The organism is Kitasatospora sp. NPDC088160 (genome assembly GCF_044741445.1).
Lineage (GTDB): Bacteria > Actinomycetota > Actinomycetes > Streptomycetales > Streptomycetaceae > Kitasatospora.
In genome coordinates, this window is record NZ_JBIUSS010000017.1 from 120153 (window position 1) to 134004 (window position 13852).

Genomic DNA, 13852 nt, shown 5'->3' on the forward strand with positions numbered 1-13852 from the left:
GAGAAGTGAGGGAGAGGTGCGGTTTCAGCGCTTGATATCGCTCAACTGCCCACTGACGTTCAGCAGTTCGTGGCACTGGGTGGCCTGCTTCCCCGAGGCGGGCGTACCCGGCTGCTGGCAGACAACGCTCGCCGTCACCGTCTGGTCCTCGGGGACCTCGATGGGAGTCACCCAGTGATAGTCCTGGTTACGGAAGGTCTCCAAGGCGATGGTCGTGATCGTCTGCTCGCCGAACTTGATGGTCAACAGCCCTTGGTCGCCCTGGAAGTTGGCGGCGACGATGTCGGTGATGCGGAAGACCTTGCCGTGGTCCACCCGGTAGGCGCCCACCGCGGAGCCGCCGGTGTTGGTGGTCACGTCTACCGTCGTGGAGAACTGCTGCTCCGTCCCCGGGACCGAGCGGCCGGAGCCCCCGCCCGAACCACCGCCGGAGCCGCCGCCCGCAGCGCCGCCCTGCTGCCCCTGACCGCTCGGAGTCGCTCCGGGGGCCGGGGCCGGCGGAGCCGCGACGGGGGCCGGGGTGAACGAGGCGACCTTCTGCTCGACGGCCTTGTCGGCGGCCTGCTTCGCGGAACTGCGCACCGCCGGCCGGACCAGCGTGAGCCAGGCCAGCAGCAGCGCGATCAGCGCCGCGATGAGCGCGAGCAGCCACCTGGGCAGCAGCGCGTGCTGGACGAACTCGCCCTCCAGCACGTGCGGCCGCTCGGCCGGCTGCGGGCCGTCCGACGCGGCGGCCTCGCCCTCCTGGCCGACGGTGACCTCGAAGGGCCAGGTGGCCGGCTTGCCGAACCAGATCAACTTGCGCGCGCGCACCCGCAGCCGGGTCTCGGCGGACTCGCCCGGTGCGAGCCGCAGCCGCTCCGGGGCGAACCCGAAGCGCAGCTCCTCGCCGGGCTGCGCCGGGGCGAACGTCACGACGGCCGCGGTGTTCCCGAGGTTGCGCACCGACGTCCGGTAGCGGGCGCGGAGCCAGCCCCGGCGGCGCCGGGGAGCGAGCGCGGCGCGCAGCTCCCGGAACGGCGTCACGGTGACGGTCGTCTCCGGCACGGTCACCAGTTCGGGGCGCTCGGCGGGCAACACCCGGATGCCGAGCGGGAACTCACCCGCCCGCACCTCGTGCGAGCGGGCCGGGGCGAGCCGTATCGTCACCGTCTCGGACGTCCCCGGGAAGAGCGAGAGACGGGCCGGCTCGACCGTCGTCCACGGAGCGCAGGCCCCGACCACCTCCAGCGAGTACGCCTCAACGATATCGGTGTCGTTGCGTACCGTCAGGGTCGTCGTGGCCACGTCTCCGGGCGACACCGTCAGCGCGGGAAGGCCGAGTTCGGCGGATGCGGTCATGCCGTGACGGTAGGGCCGGAGGACACCCCCAGGAGAGAGCCCCGCGGGCAAGCCGCGGGCACACCCCTTGCCCGCGGGAACAACCGGGCCCTGCCCGGGGCCGATGCCCCGCCCCCAGCCAACGCTCCCCACCCCGTCCCCCCGGCAACACCCGCGGCCGGCTCCATGACATGGCGCCCGGCCGTCCTCACCATGCGTCCGGTGACGCAGACGAAGCAGAACGGAACAGTTGGATGACGATGATCGAAACCACCACCCATGAGGCCGTCGGGGCGACCAGGTCCGTGCAGGCCCGACCGCGTGGATCGGCCGAGCCCGCCGCGGTGCGCGTGAACGTGAAGCCGGGCCGGGTCCAGGTGGCGGTGTACGCGGAGGACATCATCCTGCACACGGGCGTCGTCCAGCAGCTGAGGCACCGGCCGGAGGTGGAACTGCTCGCCGAGGGCGACGTCGCGCGCGCACAGGTCTCCCTGATGGTGGTCGACGGGCTGAACGACGCCGTGACCGACCGGCTGCGCCGGCTCCGCCTCAACACGCAGAGCCGGACCGGGCTGGTCGTGGGCCACTTCGAGGCCGGCGGCCTGCAGACCATCATCGAGTGCGGCGTCGGCGCCGTGCTGCGCCGCTCGGACGCCGACCAGGACCGGCTCGTCCACCTGATCACCGCCCTGGCCAACGGCGAGGGCGTCATGCCGGGGGACCTCCTCGGCAAGCTGCTCGACCGGGTCGGCAGCCTCCAGCGCACCATGCTCGACCCGCGCGGGCTGACCCTGTCGACCCTGACCGCGCGCGAGGCGGAGATGCTCCGGCTGGTCGCCGACGGCCTCGACACCAGTGAGATAGCGGCCGAGACCTCGTACTCCGAACGCACGGTCAAGAACGTGCTGCACGAGATCACCACCCGGCTGGGACTGCGCAACCGCGCCCACGCCGTCGGGTACGCGATGCGCCACGGCCTCATCTGAGGACGCCGCCGGAGCGTCGGCGCCGGATTGCCCTCAGGGGCACCGGTCGCTACCCCCGGCTCGGGTGCCCGGGGCCTGTCGCCCCGGCGCCCGGGCCGGGGAGACTGCCGGACGTACCCTTCTCGGTCTGTGAGGTTGAGCGTGATCGGCGCCACCGGCACTCCCCGCCCCCTGCGGCGCTCGGCGCGAGCCGCCGTCGCGACGTTGCTGTCCCTGGCCGTGGCCGTGGTGACGTTGGGCACCGCGAACTCCGACGGCGACGGACGAGGCGCCGCCCCGGTGGCCGCCGGGGCCACGGCGGAGAGCGGACGGATCGTTTACGCCGGCACCGGCCACCGCAGCCTGGCGCGGCTGACCGGGCCGACGTCGAGCGCGTCGCTGTTCGGGCCCGGCCCCGTCCACTTCGACACCGAACCCTCCGCGCGCGGCGACCAGTTGGTGTTCACCAGCCTGCGGGACGGCCCGCTGCCCCAGGTCTACCTGCGCGAGGCGTCGGGCGCGGTGCGCAGGCTCACCACCGGCATGGACACCGCGGAGCCGACGCTCGCCCCGGACGGCAGGACCGTCGTGTTCGACGCGGTGGAGCCCGGCGGGCGCAACGGGCAGACCCAGCGGGACCTCTGGGTGGTCAACACCGACGGCACCGGCCTGCGCAGGCTGACCGACACCGCGGACTCCGAGGCGCACCCGACGGTCTCGCCCGACGGCAAGTGGGTCGCGTACACCTGCGACGTGGACCCGGCGCACACCCAGGTCTACGTCATGCCGCTGGCCGGCGGCGCGGCGCGGCGGATCACCGCGGTGACCGCCGGCAACGCCGTCGAACCGGCGTGGAACCCGGTGGACGCGCCCGACCTGCGCGACCAGATCGTCTACACCTGGGACCAGGCCGGCCAGACCGGGCCGCAGCTGCGGGTGATCTCGCCCGAGGGCACCAACGACCGGGCGTTCTTCCCCGGCGTCGGCGGCGACTGGCGGACCAGGTCCGCCGGTTGGCTGCCCGACGGCAGCGGCGTGCTCTTCCTCAGCCCCAACCGGCAGAACGCCGACCCGACGCCGTACGAGAACGTGTACCGCGCCCTGACCTGCTTCTGCGGCGGGGCCGAACTGGTGGCGAGCGAGGACCGCGCCGTCCGCACGCCGGTCTGGCTCGGCCCCCAGAAGGGCGGCGGGCCCGTCGTGGACCGCAACAGCGCCGACACCCCCAACGTGGCCGACCTGTCGGACATCCGCCCCGACGGAGCGGACCCGCGCGACCTGGGCGTCAGCGTGCTCCGGGAGGACCCGGCCGCCGACACCGACACCGACCCCGCGGCCGATCCCCTGTTCAACCCCCGCCCCGGCTACGACCCGTGGTTCGAACGGCAGACCTACACGCCGGACGGCCGGCGGATCGTGCTGACCCGCTTCGAGGACTCGCCCGCCGGCCGGATCGAACGGATCTGGCAGACCGGCGCCGACGGCTCCGACCCGAAGCCGATGAACCTCGCCGGGCGCGGACCGAAGGACTGGGACACCGACCCGGAGCTCTCGCCCGACGGCCGCCTGATGGCCTTCACCAGGACCTCGCCCGGCGGCGTCGGGGCGGCCTCCGGCCCCGGGCGGGTGCTGATCGCGGACGTGTCGACCGGCGCGATCGTCGGCACCGTCGAACCGACCAACGGCGAGCCGGCCGCGTCCATGGCCCAGCCCTCGTGGTCCCCGGACGGCAAGCTGATCGCCTACACCAGGACCGAGGTCGTCAACGGCAACGGCGGCAACAAGCACGTGTGGACCGTGCCCGCCAACGCCCTCGACCGGCCGACCGACCTCAGCCGCAGGGCCTGCCCGGGCGCCTGCGACGTCATCGACGACAGCCCCGCGTTCTCGCCCGACGGCCGGCGCGTCGCCTTCAACCGCAAGACCGGCGACGGCGGGCTCAACCAGCAGAACGGAGTCCTCGTCAGCTCGGCCACCGGCGACGGCTGCACGGTGGTCCTGCCCGCCGGACTGAGCCAGGACCGGAACGCCTGCCGCCGCCCGCTGCCGGACACCTCCGCCACCGGCCCGTTCCAGCCCCGCGACGTCGCCTGGACGGCGGACGGCGGGCAACTGGTGCTGACCTCCCGCCGGGCCCTGCCGGCGAACTCGCCGGAGGCGCTGCAGAGCTACGACTTCGCGACCGGCCGGCTCACCTCCGTCAACTCCAGGCTGCCGGGGCGGCAGAAGGAACCGAGCGTCCAGCAGTCCGTCGACCTGTCGCTGAGCGCGCCGGCCGCCACCATCCCGATGCAGATTGGGGGCTCCACCACCGTGGCCATCACCGTCACCAACCACGGCCCGGCGCCCTCACCCGGCACCGCGTTCACCGCATCGGTGCCGACGGGCGCCCGGCTCACCGGGCTCAAGGCCACGGCCGGCACCTGCGCCGCCGACGCCCTCCGGTGCGAACTCGGCACCCTGGCCCCGGGCGCGGTCGTCCAGGTGACCGCCACCGTCGTCGGGACCGTGGCCGGCGACCAGCGGTTCGGCTGGTGGGTGACCGGGGCGGTGGTCGACCCGAAGCCCGAGGACAACATCGCGCAGACGGTCGTACCCGTCCAGGCCGCGTCGCCGTCCCCGAGCCCGTCTCCGACCCCGACCCCGACTGCCTCGCCGATCCCGACCCAGACCCCGACCCCGACACCGCCCGTCTCCTCACCCCCGGCCCCGCCGCCACCGCCGCCCGCCCCGGCCCCCGCACCGCAGCCGGCGCCGCCCGCGCCGAAGGCCGGACCGGCCGTGACGGTCGGCGCCCAGCCGAACCCCGGATACGTCGGCGGCCGGGTCACCGTCACCTACACCGTGCGCAACGGCGGCCAGGCCCTCGCCACCGGACTGCGGGTCTCGCTCGGCCTGCCCGCCGGCGTCCCCACCGGGCCGATGCCACCCGGCTGCACCGGCGGCGTCTGCGACGTGGCCGACCTGCCCCCGGGCGGCAGCGCCGTCGTGCAGGTGGTGCTCGCCCCCGAGGCGACCCTGGACACCACCATCACCTCCGTCCTGACCACCACCGGCACGGACGCCGACCCGGGCGACCACGTCGCGCGGACCCCGCTGCGCATCCTGCAGCCCCGCATCGTCGCGGTGCCGCCGATCGGCAAGCCCGGCTTCGTGACCTCCGTCCGCGGCGTGGACTTCCCGCCCGGCACACCGGTGACCCTCACCTGGACGCCCGGCATCACCGCCGCCGCGGCGCCCACCGTCCCCAAGACCGACGGCACCTTCGCGGGCCAGCTGCTCATCCTCGCCAAGGACGAGACCGGCCCCCGGACCATCACCGCGAGCGGCCCCGGCTTCTCCCCGGTGACCACCCCCTTCCTCGTGGTGACCGGCAGCGTCGGCCCGCCGGGGGAGGTGCAGCGGCGGTGATCCACGAAGTCGACGAGGCGCTGCGGCTCCTGCTCGTCGAGAGCGGCCTCCAGGAACGCGGGATCGAGCTGGTCTTCGAATCGCCGACCCGGGACTGGGCCGCCCGGCGCAACGCCCCCACCGTCAGCGTCTTCCTCTACGGCATCCGCGAGGACGTGTCCCGCCGCCAGGCCGGCGCCGCCGAGCAGCACGACGCCGACGGCGTGGTCGTGGCCTGGCGCAGCGCGCCCCGCTGGTTCGAACTGGCCTACCTGGTGACGGCGTGGACCAACCGGGCCCAGGACGAGCACCGGCTGCTGTCGGAGGTGCTCCGCTGCCTGACGGCCGCCGACGCGCTGCCCGCCCGGCTGCTCACCGGCACGCTCGCCGAACTCGGGCTCACCGTCGGGCTGGAGACCGCCGGGCGCGGCGAGGGCATGCCGTCGGTGTCCGACGTGTGGTCGGCCCTCGGCGGCGAGCTGAAACCCTCGATCGACCTCAGGGTGCTCGCCCCGCTGTCCGGCCGACGGGCCCAGGCGGGGCCCCCGGTCACCGACGGGCTCGTGCTGCGCGCCGTCGACAAGGGCGGCGAGAGCGGCGAGAGCCACGAGAGCGACGCCGACGCCCCGGAGGCCACGGGTGACCCGGGCCGCCGGCTGCGTTACGAGGGCGGCACGGACCCCGGCGCGGACGGCTTCGCCGCGCCCCGGGAACGCCAGCTGCCGCCGGGCCGCAGACGGCGCGGCGGTGCGCCGCGATGACCCTCGACCTGGAAGCGGCGGCCACCAGCGGGCCCGCCGCCGACCTGGACGACCTGTGGGAGCGGCTGAGCCGCCTCGAACAGCGGATCCGGGCCGCCGTCCGCGAGCGCAGGGCCGACGACCCGGACCCGGACGACCCGTACCGGGGCCAGTACCTCACCCCGGAGGCGGCGGAACGGATCCTCGCGGCGCCCGCCGCGACGGGCCGGGCCGGCGCCGACCTCGGGGAACCGCCGCCGCCACCGCCCGGATCGAGGACCGAACGGCTCGTCGACGGCTTCGGACTGCTCCCGCTGGACCTCGAACTCCTGCTGGTGGCACTCGCCCCCGACCTCGACACCCGCTTCGAACGGCTCTACGGGTACCTCAACGACGACCTGACCCTGCGCCGGCCGACCATCGGGCTCGCGCTCGAACTGTGCGGGCTGTCCGGGGCGGGCGCCGGCCGGTTCCGCTTCTCCGCCCAGGCCCCGCTGGTCGCCGGCGGCCTGCTGGAGGTCACCGAACCGGAACGCCCGCTGCTCTCCCGGGGCCTGCGCCTGCCCGACCGGGTGACGGCCCATCTGCTCGGCTCGGACGAACCCGACGGCGCGCTGCGCGGGCTGGTCCGCGTCGGCCGGTCCGGCGCCGGCACCCCGCCGCAGGCCGCGCGCCGACTGCGCGCCACCGTGGCCAACGGCGGCGGACTGGTGCACCTGCTGGACCGGGGCGGCAACGCCGGGCGGCTCGCGGTCGACGCCCTCGCGGGCCTCGGCCGCCGGGCCCTGGTCGTCGACGTCACCGCGCTCGCCGCCCGCCCCCCGGAGGCCGTGGTCCGGGCGCTCGCCCGGGAGGCGCGGCTGAGTGGCAGCGGTGTGGTGCTGGGCCCGCTGGAGCGGCTCGAACCCGAACGCCCCGAGCGGGCCGGGCTGTTGCGCGAGCTGTGCGCGGAACTCGCCGAGGTGCCGCTGCTCGTGCACGGGTCGCGCCCGTGGGATCCGACCTGGGCGCAGGAGAGCCCGGTGGTGCTCGTGGCCCCTCCGCTGGACCCGGCGCAGCGTGCAGAACGCTGGGCGCACGCGCTGGGCGGGGCTTCGCACGAGCCTTCGGGTGAGCCTTCGGGCGAACCCGGGGAAGGCCCTGCGGAAGGGCCGTACGAGGGCGTGCTGAGACCCGAGTTGGCCGAGGCCGTCGCCCCGTACCAGTTGGACGAGGACCAGGTGGCCAGGGCCGCCGGGGTCGCGACCAGGACGGCCGCCGCCGAACACCGCCCGGTGACCGCCGACGACCTGCGGGCCGCCGTACGGGCGCAGAACGGGGCGGGGCTCGCCCGCCTCGCCCGCCGGATCGAGCCCGCCGTCGGGTGGGACGACCTGGTGCTGCCCGAGCCCACCGCGCGCCAACTGCACGAGCTCGCGCTGCGTGCCAGGCACCGCGACCAGGTGCTCGGCCAGTGGCGGATGCGGCCGGGCGGAGGGCGCGGGCGCGGGGTGATCGCGCTGTTCGCGGGGGAGTCCGGCACCGGGAAGACCATGTCGGCCGAGGTGGTCGCCGCCGAACTCGGCATGGAGCTGTACGTCGTGGACCTGTCCACCGTCGTGGACAAGTACATCGGCGAGACGGAGAAGAACCTGGAGCGGATCTTCACCGAGGCCTCGCACGTGAACGCCGTCCTGCTGTTCGACGAGGCCGACGCGATCTTCGGCAAGCGGTCGCAGGTCAAGGACGCCCACGACCGCCACGCCAACGTGGAGTCGGCGTACCTGTTGCAGCGGATGGAGTCCTTCGACGGGATCGCCGTGCTGACGACCAACCTGCGCGCCAACCTCGACGAGGCGTTCACCCGGCGGCTGGACGTCATCGCGGAGTTCCCGGTGCCGGACGAGGAACAGCGGCACGCCCTGTGGGAGCGCTGCCTGGGCCCGCGGATCCCCCGCGGCGACGACCTCGACCTGGCGTTCTGCGCACGGCACTTCGAACTCGCCGGTGGCTCCATCCGGGCCTGCGCGGTGACCGCGGCCTACCTGGCCGCCGAGACGGGCCGCCCGCTGGGCATGGCGGAGCTGGTGTTCGCGGTCGAGCGGGAGTACCGCAAGCTGGGCCGGCTCGTCCTGGAGAGCGAGTTCGGGCCGTGGTCGCGTGCCTCCGGGGGCGCCGGGCGGGCCTGAGCGCGCGGCCGGGCGACCACCGGCCGACGGTCGGCCGGTGACCGGCTGACAACCGGCTGACGACCGGTGAGGCCCTGCCGGGGTGCCCGCCGGGGCAGCGGCTCTGCCCCTGGTCCGGGACCTGCGGACATGTCGCGGGTGGCGGCCCGGCAGCAGACTCGGTGGCGAATGATCGGCCACCCCGAAGGAGCGAGCATGCCGTCGTACCTCACCCCGGGCGTGTACGTGGAGGAGGTCCAGTCCGGTGCCCGGCCGATCGAGGGTGTCGGCACGGCCGTCGCCGCCCTCGTCGGCTTCGCCCAGACCGGCCCCTTCCACGAGCCCACCCTGGTGACCAACTGGGACCAGTACGTCCAGCAGTTCGGCGGCTTCTCCGAAGGCACCTACCTGCCCCACGCCGTCTACGGCTTCTTCGCCAACGGCGGCGGCGCCGTCTACGTCGTGCGGATCGGCGAGCCCGGCGGCGAGACGGACGGCGGCTGGCCGCCGGTCGCCCGATCGGCGCCCGCGCCCACCGCCCACGCCGGCTTCCTGTTCACGGCCCTGCCCGCTGGGGGCGCCGACCTGACCGTCGAGATCGCCGACGTCGAGGGCGACAACGTCCCCGACGACCGGTTCCGGCTGGTGCTCCGCAAGGGCGCCGAGGTCGCCGAGACGTACGACGTCTCGACCCGCAAGAACACCAAGGGCTACGTCGTCACCCAGCTGCGCGAGTCCAAGCTCGTCGCGGTCAGCGAGCAGCCGGGCACCGCGCCGAGCCGCCCGGAGCGCCAGACGCTCGCCCTCGCCGCAGCCCCCGCGCCCGGGCCGGTCGCCCCCGCCGCCACGACCCGGATCAGCCCCGCCGAGTACGTCGGCGACGCCTCGGCCCGCACCGGGTTCTCCGGCCTGGAGGCGATCGACGAGATCACCATGGTCGCGGTGCCCGACCTGATGAGCGCCTACCAGCGCGGGGACATCGACGCCGAGGGCGTGCGGACCGTCCAGCTCGCGGTGATGTCGCACTGCGAGCAGATGGGCGACCGGATCGCCGTCCTGGACGCCCCGCCCGGGCTGAGCGCCCAGCAGGTGCGCAACTGGCGCAACAACGAGGCGGGCTTCGACTCCCGCTACGCGGCCCTGTACTACCCGTGGATCAAGGTGTTCGACCCGGCGACCGGCCGCAACACGATGGTCCCGCCGAGCGGGCACGCCGCCGGGGTGTGGGCGCGCAGCGACGCCGAGCGCGGCGTGCACAAGGCGCCGGCCAACGAGGTCATCCGCGGCGCGGTGGACCTGGAGATCCGCCTCAGCAAGGGCGAGCAGGACCTGCTGAACCCGATCGGCGTCAACTGCGTGCGGGCCTTCCCCGGGCGCGGCATCCGAATCTGGGGCGCCCGGACCCTCTCCTCGGACCCGGCGTGGCGCTACCTCAACGTGCGGCGGCTCTTCAACTACCTGGAGGAGTCCATCCTCCTGGGGACCCAGTGGGTGGTGTTCGAGCCCAACGACGACCGGCTGTGGTCCAGCATCCGCCGCAACATCACGGCGTTCCTGACCGAGGAGTGGCGGCGCGGGGCACTGTTCGGCGCCACGGCCGCGGAGGCCTTCTACGTCAAGTGCGACCGTGAGAACAACCCGCAGGAGTCCATCGACCTCGGGCAGGTGGTGTGCGAGATCGGGGTCGCTCCGGTGAAGCCCGCCGAGTTCGTGGTGTTCCGGCTGTCCCAGTTCTCCGACAGCACGAGCCTCGTCAACGAGTGACCAGCAGGCCAGCACAGACCGGAAGGTGACAGGAAGTCATGGCTGAAGGCGATCCGCTCTCCACACACATATTCGGCGTCCAACTCGGCGGCTACAACGTCGAGTCCGTCAAGGAGATCAGCAACCTGACCGTCGACCAGGACGTCGTCGAGTACAAGCAGGTGACCCAGCAGGGCAAGCTGATCGTCCGCAAACAGCCCGGCGCGCGGCTGCCGGGCGAGGTGACGATCACCCGCGGGCTCGACAAGAGCGGGGCGTTCACCAAGTGGATCAACGAGACCCTCAACAACGGCGCGATCAACACCGCGCGGCAGAACCTCACCATCGAGGTCAAGGACACCACCGGTGCCACCCTCCGGCGGATCCAGCTGATGAACGCCTGGGCCAGCCGGTGGGAGGGCCCCACCCTCACCGCCGGTGAGTCCAGCGCCGCGACCGAGACGGTGACCATCGTGTTCGAGGAGATCACCGTCGAATGAGACGACGGATCAGCCTCGACGAACTCCTGGAGCAGGCTCCGGCAGCCGCCCCCGCTCCCGCCGCGGCCCCGCAGGCCGCCGCGCCGCAGCGGGGGCGGGGCCCCCAGGGGCACGGACTGCACACGGAGTTCGAGTTCGAGCTCCCGCGCGGGTACCTGGACGACGAGGGCGTCCTGCACCGGCACGGCGCCATGCGCCTGGCCACCGCGCGGGACGAACTCATGCCCCAGATCGACCTGCGGGTCAAGGAGAACCCGGCGTACCTGAGCGTGGTGCTGCTCAGCCACGTGATCACCCGGCTCGGCACCGTCACCGACGTGCACGCCGGCGTCGTCGAGCAGATGTACGCCACCGACGTCGCGTTCCTCCAGGACTTCTACCAGCGGATCAACAGCGAGGGCCACACCCGCGCCGCGGTGACCTGCCCGCACTGCGACGGCTCCTTCGAAGTCGACCTCGCTGGTGGGCGCCTGGGGGAATGGTGACGTACGCGACCACCCGGCTGTACGAGGAGGTCGCGTACATCGCCTACCACTTCCACTGGCAGCGGGAGGACATCCTCGACCTGTCCCACCAGGAACGCCGCGCGTGGGTGCGGGAGATCGCGCGGATCAACACCCGCGTCAACGAAGGCGGGTGAGCGCGGGATGGGGATTCGGGACCGGCTCGGGCGCCGGAAGGCCGGCGGTCCGGGCGAGGCGGGCGCTTCGGGTGCCCCGGGTACCTCGGGTGCTGCCGGCGGCACGGGTGACGCGGCTCCCGCGCCCCGGGCCGACGCGCCCGCCCCGGACGGTGGTTGGCGCGCGGTCGCGCCTCTGACCCCGACCCTCGCGGGAGCGGCGGGCGGGGTCAGCGACGGCCTGCGGTTCCGGTCCCGGCTCGCCTCCTGGCAGAACCCCTCGCTGACCGGCGCACTCGGGCACGCGGTCCTGCCGTCCGCCCCGGCGGGCATCCTGCGGGCGGTGGCACGGCCCCTCGGCCCGGCGGTCTCCGCCGGGGCGGACGGGCCCGTGCTGCCGTACGCCGCACCGGCGGTGGCGCCGTCGGAGGCTGCGGATCCGGTACCGGCCTCGGCTTCGGATTCGGTGGGGCGCGGGCCGGGCGCGACGGGCGGGCTCGGTCAGGTGCGGCAGGTGCAGAGGTCCGGCGCCGTGGTGCGACGGCTGCCCGTACGGGCGGTGGCTGCCGAGGGCGGCGACGCGCAGGCTGCCGCCGCGCCCGCTCACGGTTCCGAGGTGCCGTCTGCCGGGCAGGCCAGGACTGCCAGGCCGGTCCCGTCGCGTCGCGTCGGGAAGCCGCTGACCACCGCACCCCGCCCCCGGTCGCTGCCGACGCGCGCGGTGGCCGTGATCCCGCCCCGGCCGGTGCAACGTGCCGCGAGCGCGACGACGGTGGAGCGTGCCGCTGCCGTCGCGTCGGTGGAGCGGTCCGACGGTGTGAAGCCGGTGGAGCGGTCCGAGGGCGCGGCCCCGGTGGAACGGCCCGCGAGCGCGCCGACGGTGGAGCATTCCGCCGCCGTCGCTCCGCCCGTCGTGGAGCCGGGTGCCACTGCGCGGCCGTCCGAGACCTCCGAGCCGGCTCCGGTGCGGCCGACCGATGCCCCGACCCCGCGCACCGGCAACGCCGTGCAGCGCGCCGCGAGGGGAGGCAGCGCGAGGGGAGGCGCCGCACCGGGCCGACCCGTGCTCGGTGCCCCGCTGACCTCGCTGCCCGCCAGCGCCTCGCCACGGCTCAACGCCGACGGCGCGTCAGGCATCGTCCCTGGTCAAGGCCCCGAGGCCGGGCACGGACCGATGCCGATCGTCTCCCCGCCCGCGCAGCAGGAAGCTCCGGCGGGGAGCGGGCCGGACGGTGTGGAGCCGTCGGCACCGGGCAGCCCGGCGCGCTCGGCTCGCCCTGCCCGTCCCGAGCCCGGACGGCGCGGGGACGCCCCTGTGCAGCGCGCCGTCCAGACCGGCGGCGGTCCGACCGCCGTGCGGCGTGCCACACAGCCGCGCACCGAGCAGGCGCGCCCCGAATCGTCCAACGCCCGCACGCACGGCGGCCTGGGTGCGCCGCTGACCGCGCTGCCGCCGACGGCGGGCGCGGCACCCGGAGCACGGGCCGCCGGTACGGCCGACGGCCGGCGCGGCCCCGTCCGGCGGACCACGGCCCCGGGCCACGGAGCCCCCGCGACTCCCGACACCCCACGGACTCCCGCCACCCCCGTCACTTCCGCACGACCACAGCCGACCGGCCGAAGCGCGGCGGCCCCGAGCCCGGAAAGCGCTCCTCGCGCCACGGGCACGGCCCCCGCCGAGCCGGGCGCCACGGCAGTCCAGCGTGCGGCTGCGCCCGGCGCGCGAAGCGCTGACACGAGCGGGCAGGGCGGCTCCACCGAGCCCGGCCCCGCCGTCGGGCCGCAGTCGCCCCCCGGGACGGCACCGCAGGACGCGGGCCGCCGGGCCCGGCGCAGCGGTGGTACCGGTGGTACGGGGGGTACCGATGGCGCCCGGGACGTGCGGCCCATCGCTTCGCCGGGCGAGCCCGGCCCGCTGGTCGTGGCCCGCTCGCCGATCGGCGGCACCGCCGCACGTCCGGTGGCTGGCCCGGGCCACCGCACGCTGGGCTTGCTCGGCGAGCGCCGCATGGCGTCCACACTCGCCGCACCGGCGACGGCGCCCGCACCGGTGTCCGGCCGAGCGCCGGCGCCGACGCCCGCCCCACCCGTCGTCAGGGCCGCCTGGCCACCGGAGCCGCCCGCGCGCACCCAAGTGCCGCAGGCCCCGGAACCGGTGGCACCCGCGAGCTGGCGGCACCGGGCCGCCGCCGTCCTGCGCCTGCCCCGACGGGCACAGGCGAGCCGACCCGACGCTGCGCGCCCGGCGTCCCCAGCGGCACCGGCGTCCCCGGCGGACCCGGAAGGCACCGGCCCGGCGGCGCGGGGTGGTGTGGTGGCGCGTGCGGGTGCGCGGGGACCGGCGTCCGGCGGCTCCGCCGACCCTGCCGGCTCGGGCGCGGTAGGGCGTTCTGCTGCCGTGAGGCGTCCGAGCGTGCAGCGTTCGGCG

9 protein-coding genes are annotated in these 13852 nt (G+C 75.1%); 8 read left to right on the forward strand and 1 reads right to left on the reverse strand.

Annotated elements, in window-relative coordinates:
* Positions 1–24: 24 nt before the first annotated feature.
* Positions 25–1341 (reverse strand): hydrolytic protein, encoded by a 1317-nt coding sequence (locus ACIOGZ_RS25845; RefSeq protein WP_400987500.1) that lies wholly within the window; start codon positions 1339–1341, stop codon positions 25–27.
* Positions 1342–1580: 239 nt separating this feature from the next.
* On the opposite strand from ACIOGZ_RS25845, the gene ACIOGZ_RS25850 reads away from it, so the two are divergent.
* The 8 genes from ACIOGZ_RS25850 (at position 1581) to ACIOGZ_RS25885 (ending at position 11445) form a co-directional block, all read left to right on the forward strand.
* Positions 1581–2306, forward strand: coding sequence for a LuxR C-terminal-related transcriptional regulator (locus ACIOGZ_RS25850; protein ID WP_371522529.1), 726 nt, complete (start codon positions 1581–1583; stop codon positions 2304–2306).
* A 135-nt stretch (positions 2307–2441) separates the two neighbouring features.
* On the forward strand, positions 2442–5696 hold the full coding sequence (locus ACIOGZ_RS25855; protein WP_400987564.1) for a hypothetical protein: 3255 nt from the start codon (positions 2442–2444) through the stop codon (positions 5694–5696).
* A complete protein-coding gene (locus tag ACIOGZ_RS25860; protein ID WP_363585561.1) occupies positions 5693–6436 on the forward strand; it encodes a DUF4255 domain-containing protein in 744 nt (247 codons plus the stop codon). The genes ACIOGZ_RS25855 and ACIOGZ_RS25860 overlap by 4 nt, the downstream gene beginning before the upstream one ends.
* Positions 6433–8583 carry an AAA family ATPase gene (locus ACIOGZ_RS25865; RefSeq protein WP_400987502.1) on the forward strand — a complete coding sequence of 717 codons (2151 nt, stop codon included), beginning with the start codon at positions 6433–6435 and terminating at the stop codon, positions 8581–8583. The genes ACIOGZ_RS25860 and ACIOGZ_RS25865 overlap by 4 nt, the downstream gene beginning before the upstream one ends.
* Before the next feature lie 195 nt (positions 8584–8778).
* A complete protein-coding gene (locus ACIOGZ_RS25870) occupies positions 8779–10326 on the forward strand; it encodes a phage tail sheath family protein (protein WP_363585559.1) in 1548 nt (515 codons plus the stop codon).
* Between the two features lie 38 nt (positions 10327–10364).
* Positions 10365–10805 (forward strand): phage tail protein, encoded by a 441-nt coding sequence (locus ACIOGZ_RS25875; RefSeq protein WP_063346012.1) that lies wholly within the window; start codon positions 10365–10367, stop codon positions 10803–10805.
* Positions 10802–11290, forward strand: a complete 489-nt coding sequence (locus ACIOGZ_RS25880) for a hypothetical protein (protein WP_363585558.1) — start codon at positions 10802–10804, stop codon at positions 11288–11290. Before ACIOGZ_RS25875 ends, ACIOGZ_RS25880 begins: the two co-directional genes overlap by 4 nt.
* Entirely contained in the window at positions 11287–11445 is a 159-nt protein-coding gene (locus ACIOGZ_RS25885) for a DUF6760 family protein (RefSeq protein ID WP_347878560.1), read from the forward strand. The genes ACIOGZ_RS25880 and ACIOGZ_RS25885 overlap by 4 nt, the downstream gene beginning before the upstream one ends.
* Positions 11446–13852: the final 2407 nt, after the last annotated feature.

Excerpts from the sequence above, each read along its gene's own strand:
- ACIOGZ_RS25845 (WP_400987500.1), bottom strand. The coding sequence starts at position 1,341 with ATGACCGCATCCGCCGAACTCGGCCTTCCCGCGCTGACGGTGTCGCCC.
- ACIOGZ_RS25850 (WP_371522529.1), top strand. The coding sequence starts at position 1,581 with ATGATCGAAACCACCACCCATGAGGCCGTCGGGGCGACCAGGTCCGTG.
- ACIOGZ_RS25865 (WP_400987502.1), top strand. The coding sequence starts at position 6,433 with ATGACCCTCGACCTGGAAGCGGCGGCCACCAGCGGGCCCGCCGCCGAC.
- ACIOGZ_RS25870 (WP_363585559.1), top strand. The coding sequence starts at position 8,779 with ATGCCGTCGTACCTCACCCCGGGCGTGTACGTGGAGGAGGTCCAGTCC.
- ACIOGZ_RS25875 (WP_063346012.1), top strand. The coding sequence starts at position 10,365 with ATGGCTGAAGGCGATCCGCTCTCCACACACATATTCGGCGTCCAACTC.
- ACIOGZ_RS25880 (WP_363585558.1), top strand. The coding sequence starts at position 10,802 with ATGAGACGACGGATCAGCCTCGACGAACTCCTGGAGCAGGCTCCGGCA.